The organism is Acetatifactor aquisgranensis (assembly GCF_943193215.1).
Taxonomy (GTDB): Bacteria; Bacillota; Clostridia; order Lachnospirales; family Lachnospiraceae; genus Acetatifactor; species Acetatifactor aquisgranensis.
Genome location: NZ_CALPDH010000060.1, coordinates 1 through 13947, shown reverse-complemented (window position 1 = coordinate 13947; position 13947 = coordinate 1). Strand labels below are relative to the sequence as shown.

The 13947-nt window shown below is 54.2% G+C and carries 15 protein-coding genes and 2 pseudogenes; 6 read left to right on the top strand and 11 right to left on the bottom strand.

Going from position 1 to position 13947, the window contains the following annotated elements; translation table 11 throughout:
• Positions 1-97 precede the first annotated feature (97 nt).
• From NFS35_RS27615 to NFS35_RS29170, 6 genes and pseudogenes are all read left to right on the top strand, one after another.
• Complete coding sequence (locus tag NFS35_RS27615) at positions 98-730, top strand: ABC-2 transporter permease (protein ID WP_251210190.1); 633 nt, start codon at positions 98-100, stop codon at positions 728-730.
• Positions 731-761: 31 nt separating this feature from the next.
• On the top strand, positions 762-1016 hold the full coding sequence (locus NFS35_RS27610) for a YgiT-type zinc finger protein (RefSeq protein ID WP_251210189.1): 255 nt from the start codon (positions 762-764) through the stop codon (positions 1014-1016).
• Positions 1017-1081: 65 nt separating this feature from the next.
• Positions 1082-1327: pseudogene (locus tag NFS35_RS27605) on the top strand (sigma-70 family RNA polymerase sigma factor); the annotation flags it as partial.
• 79 nt (positions 1328-1406) lie between these two features.
• Positions 1407-1877: a GNAT family N-acetyltransferase gene (locus NFS35_RS27600; protein WP_251210188.1), complete on the top strand. Its 471-nt coding sequence runs from the start codon at positions 1407-1409 to the stop codon at positions 1875-1877.
• A 308-nt stretch (positions 1878-2185) separates the two neighbouring features.
• Positions 2186-2407 (top strand): annotated as a pseudogene (locus NFS35_RS27595) (relaxase/mobilization nuclease domain-containing protein); the annotation flags it as partial.
• A 25-nt stretch (positions 2408-2432) separates the two neighbouring features.
• On the top strand, positions 2433-2567 hold the full coding sequence (locus NFS35_RS29170; protein ID WP_275564745.1) for a hypothetical protein: 135 nt from the start codon (positions 2433-2435) through the stop codon (positions 2565-2567).
• A 183-nt stretch (positions 2568-2750) separates the two neighbouring features.
• Here NFS35_RS29170 and NFS35_RS27590 read toward each other — a convergent pair whose 3' ends face one another.
• The 11 genes from NFS35_RS27590 to NFS35_RS27540 form a co-directional block, all read right to left on the bottom strand.
• On the bottom strand, positions 2751-3635 hold the full coding sequence (locus NFS35_RS27590; protein ID WP_251210187.1) for a phosphotransferase enzyme family protein: 885 nt from the start codon (positions 3633-3635) through the stop codon (positions 2751-2753).
• Positions 3636-3714: 79 nt separating this feature from the next.
• Positions 3715-5193 (bottom strand): sensor histidine kinase, encoded by a 1479-nt coding sequence (locus tag NFS35_RS27585; RefSeq protein ID WP_251210186.1) that lies wholly within the window; start codon positions 5191-5193, stop codon positions 3715-3717.
• A gap of 88 nt (positions 5194-5281) precedes the next feature.
• Positions 5282-5941: a response regulator transcription factor gene (locus NFS35_RS27580; protein WP_251210185.1), complete on the bottom strand. Its 660-nt coding sequence runs from the start codon at positions 5939-5941 to the stop codon at positions 5282-5284.
• A gap of 130 nt (positions 5942-6071) precedes the next feature.
• On the bottom strand, positions 6072-6650 hold the full coding sequence (locus NFS35_RS27575; RefSeq protein WP_251210184.1) for a hypothetical protein: 579 nt from the start codon (positions 6648-6650) through the stop codon (positions 6072-6074).
• Positions 6651-6787: 137 nt separating this feature from the next.
• Positions 6788-7420: an ATP-binding cassette domain-containing protein gene (locus NFS35_RS27570; protein ID WP_251210183.1), complete on the bottom strand. Its 633-nt coding sequence runs from the start codon at positions 7418-7420 to the stop codon at positions 6788-6790.
• Between the two features lie 114 nt (positions 7421-7534).
• A complete protein-coding gene (locus NFS35_RS27565; RefSeq protein ID WP_251210182.1) occupies positions 7535-8410 on the bottom strand; it encodes a hypothetical protein in 876 nt (291 codons plus the stop codon).
• The gene (locus NFS35_RS27560) at positions 8411-9220 is read right to left on the bottom strand and encodes a hypothetical protein (protein ID WP_251210181.1); all 810 of its coding nucleotides are present in this window, start codon (positions 9218-9220) and stop codon (positions 8411-8413) included. It abuts the gene before it with no gap.
• A 2-nt stretch (positions 9221-9222) separates the two neighbouring features.
• Positions 9223-10065 (bottom strand): hypothetical protein, encoded by an 843-nt coding sequence (locus NFS35_RS27555; RefSeq protein ID WP_251210180.1) that lies wholly within the window; start codon positions 10063-10065, stop codon positions 9223-9225.
• A 251-nt stretch (positions 10066-10316) separates the two neighbouring features.
• Positions 10317-11141 (bottom strand): hypothetical protein, encoded by an 825-nt coding sequence (locus NFS35_RS27550; protein ID WP_251210179.1) that lies wholly within the window; start codon positions 11139-11141, stop codon positions 10317-10319.
• A gap of 351 nt (positions 11142-11492) precedes the next feature.
• The gene (glnA, locus tag NFS35_RS27545) at positions 11493-12923 is read right to left on the bottom strand and encodes a type I glutamate--ammonia ligase (protein WP_251210178.1); all 1431 of its coding nucleotides are present in this window, start codon (positions 12921-12923) and stop codon (positions 11493-11495) included.
• Between the two features lie 154 nt (positions 12924-13077).
• A complete protein-coding gene (locus NFS35_RS27540; RefSeq protein ID WP_251210177.1) occupies positions 13078-13893 on the bottom strand; it encodes an alpha/beta hydrolase in 816 nt (271 codons plus the stop codon).
• Between the last annotated feature and the right edge of the window lie 54 nt (positions 13894-13947).

Sequence of the window (13947 nt, the reverse complement as noted above, 5' to 3'; positions counted from 1 at the left end):
AATTATCCGCCATCTATATCACAAAAAGAATAAGTCTATAGCCTGTTTTGATTGGCTATAAACTTATTATACGAGGTATAAAGAAATGAGAGCTTCTATGAAAGTCGCAAAACTGGATTTTTTCACGATGAAATCACAGCTATTTTCATATTTGTCGTTGGCAGCAGCCATTTTGATGTTTGGATTTATGGGTTCCTCTGTTACCGTGTTATGTATTACGGGCGCATGGTTCGTAGCATTGCAGGCTTCCAGCATTTTTGCCATACAGGAAAAAAACAACCTTGACCACCTATATGGTTCTGTCTCCGTTGGTTTAAATGATATTGTTCTTGGACGATATATTTTTATGTATGTAAACTATCTTATCACTTTTTTGGCGGTTATTGCCCTATATTTTTGCTTTGCGTTTTATCGAAACGCAGCGATTAGTATACAAGATATCATGTTTGGATTCAGTTTATCTTTTTTGGTTTTTTCTGCAATAACGGGAATACAAATGCCCTTATATTTCAAAATGGGCTACACCAAAGCCAAAATGTGGTCTTTGATTTCTTTTGTAGCAGTAATGGCATTCGTGTTAATTCCTTCTTTTGTATCCGCATTGTCTGGAATTGTAAAAAGTTTGCAGTCGCACACAATCGTTTTAACGCTTGGAGGTATAGCGGCAGGCAGTATGATTCAATTCATTTCGTATCGAATTGCTGTTGTTCTTTATCTTAAACGAAAATAAGAAACAATAATTCAATGTGAGGAGGCAAAATATGTTTTTCAGTAAGTGCAAAAAGTGTGGCGGCAAAAAAGTTTCCATCATCACTAATATCGACATTGAAATACACGGAACCATGCGGAAAGCAACAAATGTTCCGGCAAAACAATGTGAAAAATGCGGGGATATTGTTGTGAATGATATTATATTAGAACGCCTGAAAAAATATGCCCAAGATTATCCATCAAGGAATCTTGATTATGCAAAATATGAAGAGGAAGAAAGCGCAGCGTCACAAATCCTTTTTTAGCTGAATGATAAATATGCAACCGTAAACCATGCACCGCCCCATGTGGGAGAAAGGGGGAATCATTTATGCCTTGCACAGAAGCATACAAGGAACATATCACGTATACTTTCAATGGCTATTGCAAGACCGTCATACGCTTTGCGGCTATCAACGCATGGCGTGACAGGAGCAGACGGCGGCAAAAAGAAATATCCCTTGAATACCTCACAGAAGAAAAATTTTACCCTTTAGGCACAACAGACGAATATTTTGAAGCACCCTATGAAGAATACCCTGTTACGATATGCGGTCAGACAATCATCCTCACCAATTGAAAAGCCTATATCATTTTTGCTAAAAAGAAGATATAATAAGGTCAATGACAATTCGTAATTTTGAGAGGTAAATAGGATGTATGAAATACGAAAAATACATAGCAATGAAGTAATGGAAGCACTTGCTTTGGCATTAGAAGTCTTTTTGCAGTTTGAAGCCCCAGACTATAAGCCAGAGGGGATTGATACATTCAAGCGAGATATAGTTGAAAATGATGAATTTATTTCAAAATGTCAAAAAGGTATCTGTCCAATATATGCAGCATTTGATAAAGGTAAAATAATTGGAATTATAGGTATGCGTTCAAATCGAACGCATATCAATTTAGTATTCACCAAGAAAGAATATCATCGCCAAGGTGTAGCTACTTCGATTTTTCAGTATCTTTTGGCAGATATTTTAAAAAATAAGCCAGTACCACAAGAGATTACTTTAAATTCGTCACCATATGGTAAGCCATTTTATCTTCATATGGGATTTAAGCCACAATCTGATGAGCAAGAAATAGACGGGATTAGGTTTACCCCTATGAAGTACACAATTTAACTATTTCTAATTTGTCGAATTGTAGTTACATGAAAACTGAATAACTGCCGCCCATAATAGGCAGCAAACCGAAACAGGAAATCAAGAAACTGTTTCCTGTTTTTTGCGCCTATTTTTAGCAGCATCAGAGGTAGAAATACCGCCGCAGTATCGGCAGAATCCCAGCCCCGCCCGTCGGGGGTATCAGCGGAAGCCCACACAGAGGAATCCGCTACTTTTTTAGAGCCCGCCTTTTTGCGGCTTGCGCCGCTTGAAAAAATCCACCCACGAAAGGAGGTTCACAGCCATGAAAAGATACAACACGCCCCACCGCCGCCCGGTATTTCAAGGCACAGGGAATCTCCAAGCTGCCAGCGTCCAAAGCATTGCAGACCGAGATTGAGCAGCTTACCAAGGAGAAAAACGCCCTTTACAACGAGTACCGGGAGAAGAAAGAGAACGTCCGGGAATTGCAGACCGTCAAGGGCAATATCGGGCAGATTTTGAGGGGCGCACCGAGCCAGCAGAAAAAACACGAACAAGAACGATAACAAAACAGCCACAGGAGGTAATGCCATGAGATTTACGAACAGCGAGCTTGAAATGATTTACCAGTACGCCGCACCCACCAAAGCGGAAACCATAGGCGGCATGAAAGAAACCGTACCTGTGATAAAAAGACCTGTTGACAAGGGTCCGACTAAAGTCTGACCCGTCCGGCAGTCAGCCGGACAGGGAACGGCAAAATTTTTTACACTTCTTTTACTTCTTTATCTCACATGAGCAAATGCTGTTGGACTTAACTAAATGACATTGCCCCTTCCTGGTTTCTTTTTTCTGAACGCTGCAAACAGCGGGGCATTAAACCCGCGAGGGAACGAACCCGCGGCAGATTCACATATCCTCTTCGCAATTCTGTATAAAACGGAACACCTCATATGCGTCCCCGGCATGTTTCCTGTCCTCTATGCCAAGGTAATATGCCGCGAACAAGAGTTCGATGCATTCCATCACGCAGGGAATCGCATTCTTCTCCTCCGCAGACAGGGGCAGCACGCTCTCATAGCCCGCGACGACGGCTTCCACGCTTTCCAGCCACTCCTTTTTCGTAAAAGCCTCCTCCGTCTCTTCCGCCAGCAGCCCCGCCAGGAAATAGCAGATATCAAAAATCCTGATGTTCCTCTGGCTCAAATCGAAGTCGATATATCCCGATAACTCGCCCTCAAAGAACAGAAAATTCCCGAAATGCACATCCCTGTGGATCAGCTGCTTCGGCAGACAGTCATAGACGTTTTCCAGGGTTTCCACCGCTTCGGAATAGGTTTTCCTGTCCACAATCTGCCACTCATCTTTGGCTAAATGATCCCCTACCCATCCCTTCATCTCATCCAGCAGACTGTTGTCCCAGAATGCGATCTCTTTCTCGCATTCCCGGAATGCCCTGTGCAGCCGCGCCATGGCACAGCCCATTTTGCGGGCCATTGCCCTGTCTTTTATATCCGTGATGTTGCTTCCCTGTAGCTTTCGGGACAGAAAGAAGTAACAGTTTTCCTCCGCAACGTATTTTTCTCCCGTCCTGGCGGGCACTACCTCCGCAACCGGGATATGGCATTCCGATAGGATTTCAGATATCCTCAGGTTCCTTTCCAGCTGGTCTCTGTCCCGATACGCTTTCATTACATAGGAATGGTCCACCTCCCACGCGGAGGAATAAATCTGCGACAACTGCCGGGCTTCCAAGCCCCACAAAGGCAAAATCCTCTCTATGATTTCTTTCATTTTCTGATGCTTCCTCCTCTCTTTGAGCAAAATCTTTCGATAGACCCCCGATTCCGAAAGAGCAGTTCTACAATGGGCTTCACTCAGACGGCGGCGTATCCGGAACAGGCAGAATCAATGACACTTCCGTTCCCTGCCCCTCCCGGCTCTCTATCCGCAGGCTGCCCCGATGGGCCTGGGCAATGGCCTTGCACAGGGAAAGGCCGATGCCGGAGCCCCCGCTTTGCCGGGAGCGGGCTTTGTCCACCATGTAAAAAGCTTCCGTCACATGCTCCAGCTGATCCCCGGGGATGCCGATGCCGTAATCCCGCACTTTTATAACCGCTTTGTCATATTCTTTTTTCAAGCTGATGTCAATCTGCCGGCCATGCCCCTTCAGCGCCGAAGCTTTCAGCGCATTGTCCAGCAGGTTCATGACCAGGGAAGTCAGCAGCGCCTCATCGGCCAGAGCCGTAACCGGCTCAAGGTCTCTTTGAACCGTGCACTGCTGTGCCTGGCAGACAGGCGACAGGGCCAGGGCCGCCCTCTCCACCAGCGCCCCCAGCTCCACCGGCCGCAGCACAAGCTCCGCCCCCTGAAGGGAGACCAGCTCCATCAGCTTGGAGGACAGCGCCTTCAGCCGCCCCGCTTCCGCCGCGATGATAGCCGCGTACTCCCGGCGCTCCGCCTCCTCCATGTGGCTTTTGATGGTCATGATATCCGCGAAGCCCAGGATGGAGGTGAGGGGCGTCTTCAGCTCGTGGGACATATTGGCGATGAAAGTCTCCCTGCTGGCCGCCAGCGCCTCCACTTTCCTGATATTGTCTTCGATTTCCCCGGACATGACGTTCATATGGTTGGACAGTTCCGCTATTTCGTCATGCCCTTTCGCGGGAACCCGGTACCCATACTCCCCGGCTGCGATCCGCTCCGTGGCCGCCTCCAGGCGCTTCAGCGGCCTGGTCAGCCACAAGATGGAAAACAGCAGAACCGTCGCCACGGCCAGGGAGACGCCGCCGCACATCCACTGGCAGAACCGCAGATCCTCCTCAAACTGACGGAACAAATCCGTCACATCGCCGGACACCTCCACCCGGTAGAAGCGCCCCTCCCAAAAGGCCGTGGTGTAGGTGCTGATCCGCCGAATCCCCTCCTTCTCCACCAGCACGGTGGCGGCGCTTCCCGCCTCCCGGGGAAGCCGGGCTGCGGAGAAGATGCCTGTCTCCAAGGGCATTATGACGATATCATTCTTCTGCGCTTCATCTGTCGTTTCATCGGAACCGGCTTCATCTGTCGCACCGTCCGCCCCCTTGCGGAATTCCTCTGATGAAAGGCAAAATGTTACAAACAAGTCCTCCAGATCCGATTCTGTCAACAGCTGCTGCCCGCTGTCATCCTTCCTCTCCTGGATCAGATGCCCCAGCTCGGCCACGGCGCTGTCCCGGACGGTCTGAATCTTCTCTTTTGCCAGCAGAAGGGTGTTCCTGTGGCTCCTGGCCAACAGCAGCAGAGAAATGGCGCTGACCGCCAGCGCAGTCAAGAACAACGTCAAAAGGAATATTTTCTGCCAGAGCCTCATGATGTTCCAACCTTTCCGAATTTTGCCGTGTATCCATATGCGTTATTCCGTGCATCTTTCCGCACATCAAGCCTTTCCGGGCAGCCTCTCATATCTTCAACAGCTTATAGCCATAGGTGGGCACGGTCACCAGGCGGCCCTGCAGCGCGAGCTTTTTCCGCACCTGCTGCACATGGGTGTCCACCGTCCGGGTCTCCCCCTCAAAGGCATAATCCCACACCGCAGCCAGCAGCCTTTCCCTGGAAATGACCACGTCCTGATGCCGGATGAAGAAGACCAGCACATCGAATTCCTTGGGAGACAGCGCCACTGCCGCGCCGCCCTTTTCCACCATGTGCTTCTCGGTATCCACCGTGATGTCCCCGTAAGCGAACGCTGTCTCGGCTTTGTGATGGCGCTTCATCACCAACTCGATCCGCGCCAGCAGCTCCAGCGCCTCAAAGGGCTTCACCATATAGTCCTCCGCCCCGGATTTCAGCCCCCGCACCTTGCTGGCCACATCCTGCACCGCCGTCAGGTATATCACCGGAATGCCTAAGTCCTTCACCCGCTCCATCACCTGGAACCCGTCCAGCCCCGGAAGCATCACGTCCAGCAGAACCAGGTCATAATCCCCGCCGGAAATCCGCTCCACAGCCAGGCCCCCTTCCCCGCAGATCTCGCTCTCATAGCTGCCCATGGAAAGGCATGCCTGTATGTACTTTGCTATATTGACGTCGTCCTCCACGACGAGTATCTTACAAGACATTTCTTATCCCTCTCTTAAAAACTGCCGGAAACCAACTAATTACATCCTGTTCAGGAAAAAAGTCCGGCCCACCCCATCCATTATACAGAATACTCCGCAAAAAGGAAAGCGCCTCCGAAGAGACGCTTCCTTATCCAATGCCTCCTCCGCAGCTGAACCGCGTCTTTTGCGGGTAATGGTCCAGAACCACGTAGAACGTCCTGTCGTCAATCCGCTTCCACTGCTCCCGGGTGAACTGCTGATCCGTCATGGTCATGGGCAGCAGGATTTCCATGCTCTCCCCCTCTTCCATCTGCAGCCTGAGCGTGCCCAGCTGCGGATTCAGCAGATACATCAGCTCCATGTCGAACTGGTTCCCCCAGGCTCCGGACTCAAAGGCCATGCTGGTCAGATCCAGCGTGCCGTCATCCGTCCCGGTTTTTTCAATGGTCAATGCGGCCAGCCCTATCCGCTCCCGGCTGATGGGGTATTCTTGCCCATTTTCATCCGGCAGGAGACGGAACCCCGGGCAGAGCTCATGGAGGATTTCCCCGTCCGACCAGCTCCAGCCTGAGAAAGTGACGGTATAGCTCCCAAGCCGCACGGATTCCCCCAGCCCATAGGTCTGCTCTTCAGGGCCGGGGTACCGGGCGTTGAGCCAGTACAGGCGGCAGCCGATTCCGGCAAGCGCAATTGTCAGCAGCATTATGCTCATGATTTTCCGCATCATATTTCCCACTCCTTTTCTATGGAATAACACCTTTCCTGACCCAATGCCTGATTCTGTTCCCTGAGATTTCGAGGGCATATTGGAATAGACTCCCAAAATCTTCAGGCCGCCGGACACACGGCTTCCCGCGTCCGGGGTCAGGCCTGTGAAAAGACGCCGTCCTCCACCCTGTAGATCCAATCCGACAGCGTCTCCAGCTCCTCCCTGTCGTGGCAGGCCAGGAGGATAAGGCAGCCGGCTTCCCGCTGTCTGCCGATGATGCCCCGCAGCAGGCGGCAGCCGTCCTCGTCCAGGCCGTTGAATGGCTCATCCAGCACCAGGAGCCCGGGGGATTCCATGATGGCACAGGCGATTCCCAGGCGCTGGCGCATCCCCAGGGAGTACTTCCTCACTTTTCGTCTGTCCTTTGGATCCAGGCCCGTCTGCTCCAGCGCCGCCCTGATTTCCTCCGGGGCAGCCTCTCCCCGGATGGCCGCCAGAAGCCGCAGGTTCCCATACCCTGTCCTGTCCGGCAGAAAAACCGGCGTCTCCAGGAGCATCCCAAGCTTCGATGGGAAATCCTGTCCTTTTCCTATCGTTATTCCGTCTACCTCAATGCTTCCTTCCGTCAGTCCGATAAGTCCGCAGACGGCGCGCATCAGCATGGTCTTTCCGGAACCGTTCTTTCCCAGAAATCCGTAGACCGCGCCGCTTTCCAATGTCATGTTCACGTCTTTCAGCACCCTGACACCGTGTATTTCTTTTAATCCGTGGGTTATTGTTATTTTCATTCCTGTTCTTCTTTCTTCCTATTATCAATATTAGATTTGGGCCAAAAACCTGTCATTCTCATGGGCTTTCCCATTTCGGCCGGGACAGGATTTGGCTCAGATGGCGGTGCCGATTCAGAAAATGTCTTTCCGCCTTATCCATCTCATGCCGAAAAGCAGCACGACAGCGTTCCACAGCCCGCAGAGCATCAGGCAATTCCGAAAGCATATGGCAGGGTTCCCTGACAGGAAGTCCTGGCGCAGGAGCATGGAGAAGTTTCCGAGAAACCCGGGGGATGCCCAGAACACAGAAGCCGTAAGGTACCCCAGTGTAAGGAACAGGGCCATTGCAGGCTCCAGCGCCAATGAAAGCATCATCTCCGTCAGGCACAGGGTAAGGGACACCAGTATGGGCTGCACCCACCAGCGCAGGAATATCTCCCATCCTGTAAGCGTCTCCGGACTTATCCCATACAGGCCGTCCCGGAAGTCCCTAAGCCCCAGGAAATCTCCCCTGGCCGGAGCTCCCGCTGCCAAGTCTCCCATCCCTGCGCTTTCTGTCACCAGAGCGCCCAGGGCCAGCGCCGCCGCCAGCAGCAGATAGTAGGCTGCCACGGTACAGGCCACCCAGGCCGCCTTGCCAAGCAGCCAGTCCCTGCGCCTGTCTGCGCGCACAATGGCCTGGCCGCCGCTGCGCGTAAGGTCTTCCGCCGGATAAGAGGCCGTCAGGAACAGCAGGCAGGCGTTCAGCATCAGCCAGGGCACGGGCAGCTCGAACTTCCCTGTCTCCGACACGAAATATTCCGGCATCCCCCGGAACAGGAAGCTCAAATGCCCCAGCATCCCCCCGGGCGTCTCCGGCGCGGAGCAGCACTGGCAGGCCAAAATGACAAAATAGGCCTGCACAAGCACCACGCCCAGCCATTTCAGGCGGGTGCTTTGATATCCGTAGTTCAAATCATACCATATCAGAGTTCTCAATCGACTCCCGGAAAGATGTTTTTTCATCATCTACAGCAATCCCCTCTCCGCTTTCCGGAAGAAGCCGAAGAAAGCCGCCCCCGCCGCCAAAAGCAGCGCAAGCTCCCCCAGCAGCCAGGGCAGCTTTGGCACGAACAGCTGGCTGGGCCGCAGGTATCCCGCGGGGCAGGCGGCCAGCTGCCCTGTGGTCGTCCCCAGCCCATAGAGAAGCAGGTACGCCAGGACAGGCGCCAGCAGAACGGCGAACCGGTTCCTTGTCCACAGGGAAGCGAACAGGGAAACCGTGGTGAACAGCCCATAGAACAGGCCGTCCATGGCCAGGTACACAAGCAGGTACAAAAGGGGATGGGCATAGTAGAGATCTCCCAGGAACCCCTCCGCCCCAATGGGGAAAAGCCCCAGCCCTGCCTGCGGCCTCACTGCCGGGAGGAACAGGTTCGTCGCCAGAAAGTCAAAGGCCAGGGGCAGCACGGCAACCGCTGCGCCGCTTAAGAAAACCGCCAGATACTTTGCCCCCAGGTATGCCCTCCACCCCAGGCGCGTCGCCGCCTGGTTCCCATAGCCGCCGGCGCAGTCGAAGGCGAAGCTCCCGCCGTGGGGAAGGGCGCAGAGGATAGGAATCCACATGAAATACAAGGCGGCCTGGAGGGAATAGTTCTCTCCGCCCATCCATTTGCCGAAAGCGGACAGGGGATAATCCCCGCTGAGGACATAGCCCCTGACAGGCAGCACATAATCCCGCAGATGCCAAAGGCTCAACGCGACGCCCACGGACAGCGCCGCTGCCATGCGGCGGTTGCGGAACGCCCTGTCCAGTTCGAATTTCAGATAATTTCCCATCCCTATTCCACCTTTACGCCTAAATCAATAAAAAAGCTGCCCTCATTGTCGCCGTCATATTTCTTTACCTGGTAATAGAGCTCATAAGGCCCTGCGGATCCGATGCGTTCCGCCAGGGCATCGCCTTCTCTCTCTGTCATGCTGTCACAGCCCTCTATCACCCAGCCCACCTCGCTGGTGACAGACTCGCCGGGCTCCAGCCCCCAGTGGTGGAACTGATAGGCGCCCCCTTCCTCCCAGTAGGTGTCATAGTAGACCACATCGTTCGACCACAGAAGCGTATTCAGGGAATCCCCGATGACGATGATTCCGCCGGCATTCCGGTTGATGTCCTGGAATTCGTCTGTGGTGTTGGTGAACGTGATGGTCAGGAACAGGTATTTATAATCCCCCGAAAGGTTCCCCTGGCTGTCGGTCCGGGCTTCCGACAGATAGTTTTCCAGATGCTCCAGGTTCCTGTCCCCGAAGCTTTCCGTGTACTCTGCCTTTTCGATTTTATAGGAAATCCCCCAGGCGGCAGCGGACTCGGCGATCGGCAGGATGTTCTCCTTCTGGGTGTAAAGCGTTTCCTCCTCGTATACCTCCGGCTCGTCGTTCTCCAAAGGCGCAGGCTTCCCGCCGTCCCCTGTCTGACCGTCCCCGTCCAGGTCTCCCGAAGCCTGCGAGCCCGCGGCCGCGCCTCCAGTCTCGTCGGCTCCTGCAGCTGCGCCTCCCACTCCCATGCCGGAAGCGTCCTGCCCCCGGGCGTCTCCTGCGTCCTGCCTGGGGGAAGCTGCGTTGCCGCATCCTGACACCATTGTCATAATCAGGGCCGCTGCGATTGCCTTTGCGTATTTTCTTCTCATTTTCTTAGTCTCCTCCCGTCTTGTCTTTTTGCGTTTGTATTGTCCCTTATTCCGGAAGCCTATGGCTATGATACGGCACTCCTTTATAAGAAATCCCCCAAAAAATGCAAAAATTCTGCAAAGACTCCGTCCCTCTTCCTGCACTCACAGAGGCGTGAAGCGAGTGCATGTCGGCGGCGGGAGGCCGCCGTTCTTCCTGATTTCCGGGAAACGGTTTCCCTGCCCGTCCACGGACAATATGCCCCGGTTCTTCAGCGCCAGCCCTCCGGCGGCCAGAACCGATACCCGCAGAAGTCCCCCTCCGCCCCATCGTAGTACAGCACCAGGCTCCCCTTCCCCATGGCGCACACCAGCGCGGTCTCCTCCTCGTCCCCGCAGACCTGCCAGGTTCCCCGGACGCAGCACTCCCACAGCGGTATCCGGGCCGGCATCTCCTCCGTGAGCTCCGTCCGGGCCAAAAGAGAGACATAGAGCCTGTTCACCTGCAGCCAGTAGTCCGGGCAGTCCTCATATATCCTGTCGATTTCCTCCACATAAGCCCGCAGCCTGCCGTCCTGCCCGCGGCTCAGTTCCCCCAGCGCCTCCGCCGCTTCCTCCATCTCCGCCCCGGAGGGACGCCTCCCGGCTTTACGCCACACCAGAAAAGGCAGCCTGTCGCCGTTCATCGCCATGGACAGGGTGCACTCCACGCCCTCCCTTTCCACCGGCGCTTCCATCAGATAACAGCCCTCTTCCCTTATGATCCAGAGATTCTCCCAGAAGCGCTCTTCCTCCTCCAGCCCCACCAGGCGGAACGCCTCCTGGTACACCCGGGAGCCCAATTCCTCCTTACAGTATTCCACATAGCTTTTCCCATCCTCCCGGGTCAGAGCCTCCCGCTCTTCCTCCAGAGGATACCGGAACGCCTCCATGAAATCCCCGGGAGCCGCCCCAAGGCTCTCCGGCAGGGCCTCCTCTTCCTCCACGATGTCTTCCGCCCGGAAGACGGCGGAGTAGGCAATTGGCAGCAGGAAAATCCCGGCGGCCAGGAGACCGGCGGCGGACGCTGTCGTGAACAATAACCATCTCTTCTTCATGGATTTCTTTTCCCCGTCCTTTTCCCAATTTTCAAAATGCATCACAGGCCCGCGATATGCCCTATATGCAGGGAGCCGTTAGCGTAAGGCCATGCTCCCCCTATCAAAATATTCTTCAGTTTGCCTGACAAATTTATCTCATAACCAGAAAAAAGCCCTCCTCTCTGAAAAATTTCTTTTTCAGGGACGAGGGCAAATGCTTCGTGTTACCACCCCAAATTTACCCATGCCTCACGACAGGGGCCTTATCGGCTGCGGACGAGAAATGGTTCGTCGATAGCCTATCACGGTAACGAGTGAAACCATCAAAGCCCCAAATTATGGTGTATCCTTCTGTGAGCCCCCCGGCAATTAAAGGTCATAATACATCCGGAACTCCGCCGGGCTGGGAATCTGCTCCACTTTCCGAAGCTCCGCCCGCTTTCTGGCCACCCACACATCAATCAGTCTCTGGGGGAAGACTCCGCCTTTCGTCAGATAGTCATGATCCGCCTCCAGGGCGTCCAGAGCCTCGTCAAGGGACTTGGGCAGGCCCTTGATTTTCTTCTGCTCCTCCTCCGACAGCGTGTAGAGATTAAAATCATAAGGTCCCCAGCCGTTTGCCGCCGGGTCTATCTCGTTCTCGATGCCGTCCAGGCCCGCCATCAATATCGCCGCGTAGGCGTAATAAGGATTGGCAGTGGCATCCGGGTTGCGCAGCTCGAAGCGCTTCGTCTCCGGCGACTTGGCGTAGGCCGGAATCCGAATCACCGCGCTGCGGTTGGAGGTGGCGTAGCCAATCGTCACAGGCGCCTCATATCCCGGCACCAGACGCTTGAAAGAATTGGTGGAGGGATTGGTAAAGGCGCACAGGGACGCGATGTGCTTCAGCAGCCCGCCCATGAAGTAATGCGCCGTCCGGCTTAAGCCGGAATATCCGTCTTTGTCATAGAACAAAGGCTTGCCGTCCTTGAACAGCAGCATGTGTACATGCATGCCGCTGCCCGCCTCCTGATAGATAGGCTTGGGCAGGAAAGTGGCCGTCTTGCCCTCCTGTGCCGCCAAATTCTTGACAATGTACTTGATAATCATGGTGTTGTCCGCCATGGCCGGCATGTCGTCCAGTTCCACCTCGATTTCCATCTGGCCGGGACCGCCCACCTCATGGTGGTGGTACTTCACCCGGATTCCCCAGTCTTCCATCATCATGCACATCCGGCTTCGCAGGTCATACCCCACATCCTGGGGCGCCGCCACATGATAGCCGCCCTTGTGGGGCACCTCGTAGCCGTTATTGCCCGGCGTGTCCAGGCTGTGGTTCCAGTCCGCCTGCCTGGTGTCGATCCGGTAGCCGCACTGCCTGGGCGTCACCTCGAAACGGGCGCTGTCGAACAGATAGAACTCGAATTCAGGCCCTATCACCATCCGGTCCGCAATCCCCGCCTCTTTCATATATTCCGTGGCCCGGAGACTCACATTTTTCGGATACTGGTCAAAAGGCCTGTTCTCCCCCGCTCCGATGGTACATACATTGCCGCACATGGTCAATGTAGGCACCGCGGCAAATGGATCCACGAAGGCAGTGTCCGGGTCCGGCAAAAACACCATGTCGCTCTTCTCGATGGGCGCGTATCCATAGTTGGAACCGTCAAATCCGATACCATAGGTAAAAGTGTCCTCGCTGAACCTCTCAACGGGAATCGTGATATGTCGCCAGCGGCCGTCGATGTCCGTCATTTTGAAATCAATCATGCGAATCTGCTTTTCCTCACACAGCTTTCTGATTTCCTTGCTTCTGTCCATATTTTCATACCTCCGCATTTTCTGAAGCCGGCCTTTCCAGATACCTCTCCGGCCTTTGGCCATGCTGCCTGGCAGCACAGACAACACAATCCCGGCTCTGCCTGCGGAAGCGCCTCATGATTGCGCAGGCTGCCTTGGAAAATCTTTTCACGCCTCATTGTAAATCCAAATCCGTCCCCAGCCACCAGCGCAGCACGTCCTGAATCTTCTCGTCCCAGTATTTCCACTGATGGTCTCCGGCCGACTGTTCACAGGTCAGGTCATACCCCAGCTTCTTCACATGCTCCCAGGCCCTCAGATTCCCCTGATACAGGAAATCCTCCGTCCCGCACCATGCGTACAGCCTGGGCCTGTCTTTCCCTGCCGCCGCAAGTTTCTCCGCCAGAGCCAGCAGATCATTGTCCGAACCCTCCAGTGCTTCCGCCGAGCCGAATATCCCCCGGAAGAGCGAGACTCTGCCCGACTCTTCATCCGCGCCCTCGACGTTCCTCCTGTAGTCATCCGCCATATCCAGCGCGCCGGACAGGGAGGCCGCCGCACCGAACGTATCGCTGGCTCCCAGCCCCAGTTTCCACGCACCGTAGCCGCCCATGGACAATCCCGCCGCCAGAGTGTCCTCCCTCCTCTCGGACATCCGGGGGAAGAATTCCCGGCAGATTTTCGGCAGTTCCCGGGAGACGAAGGTCCAGTACTTCATCCCATAGGCGGTGTCCGTGTAAAAGGCCAGATGGGTAGTGGGCATCACCACGGCGATTCCCAGCTTACTCACATACCTTTCTATGGAAGTTCTTCTCTGCCAGATTGTCTGGTCATCGCTCATGCCGTGGAGCAGGTACATGGTCTTGTACTTCCCCTCCGCGCCCTTGCCCTCCATGCCAATCTGTCCCTGAGTCTGCTGGGGCAGTATCACATCCATATTCATGCACATCCCCAGTACATCCGAAAAAAAGTCTGCATGCAACAACGCCATTTTCCATTCCCCCTTTTTTAAAGTGATAATCTCTCGGAATCTTTAAGCCAATAA

Excerpts from the sequence above, each read along its gene's own strand:
- NFS35_RS27615 (WP_251210190.1), top strand. The coding sequence starts at position 98 with ATGAAAGTCGCAAAACTGGATTTTTTCACGATGAAATCACAGCTATTT.
- NFS35_RS27610 (WP_251210189.1), top strand. The coding sequence starts at position 762 with ATGTTTTTCAGTAAGTGCAAAAAGTGTGGCGGCAAAAAAGTTTCCATC.
- NFS35_RS27600 (WP_251210188.1), top strand. The coding sequence starts at position 1,407 with ATGTATGAAATACGAAAAATACATAGCAATGAAGTAATGGAAGCACTT.
- NFS35_RS29170 (WP_275564745.1), top strand. The coding sequence starts at position 2,433 with ATGAGATTTACGAACAGCGAGCTTGAAATGATTTACCAGTACGCCGCA.
- NFS35_RS27590 (WP_251210187.1), bottom strand. The coding sequence starts at position 3,635 with ATGAAAGAAATCATAGAGAGGATTTTGCCTTTGTGGGGCTTGGAAGCC.
- NFS35_RS27585 (WP_251210186.1), bottom strand. The coding sequence starts at position 5,193 with ATGAGGCTCTGGCAGAAAATATTCCTTTTGACGTTGTTCTTGACTGCG.
- NFS35_RS27580 (WP_251210185.1), bottom strand. The coding sequence starts at position 5,941 with ATGTCTTGTAAGATACTCGTCGTGGAGGACGACGTCAATATAGCAAAG.
- NFS35_RS27575 (WP_251210184.1), bottom strand. The coding sequence starts at position 6,650 with ATGATGCGGAAAATCATGAGCATAATGCTGCTGACAATTGCGCTTGCC.
- NFS35_RS27570 (WP_251210183.1), bottom strand. The coding sequence starts at position 7,420 with ATGAAAATAACAATAACCCACGGATTAAAAGAAATACACGGTGTCAGG.
- NFS35_RS27565 (WP_251210182.1), bottom strand. The coding sequence starts at position 8,410 with ATGATGAAAAAACATCTTTCCGGGAGTCGATTGAGAACTCTGATATGG.
- NFS35_RS27560 (WP_251210181.1), bottom strand. The coding sequence starts at position 9,220 with ATGGGAAATTATCTGAAATTCGAACTGGACAGGGCGTTCCGCAACCGC.
- NFS35_RS27555 (WP_251210180.1), bottom strand. The coding sequence starts at position 10,065 with ATGAGAAGAAAATACGCAAAGGCAATCGCAGCGGCCCTGATTATGACA.
- NFS35_RS27550 (WP_251210179.1), bottom strand. The coding sequence starts at position 11,141 with ATGAAGAAGAGATGGTTATTGTTCACGACAGCGTCCGCCGCCGGTCTC.
- glnA (WP_251210178.1), bottom strand. The coding sequence starts at position 12,923 with ATGGACAGAAGCAAGGAAATCAGAAAGCTGTGTGAGGAAAAGCAGATT.
- NFS35_RS27540 (WP_251210177.1), bottom strand. The coding sequence starts at position 13,893 with ATGGCGTTGTTGCATGCAGACTTTTTTTCGGATGTACTGGGGATGTGC.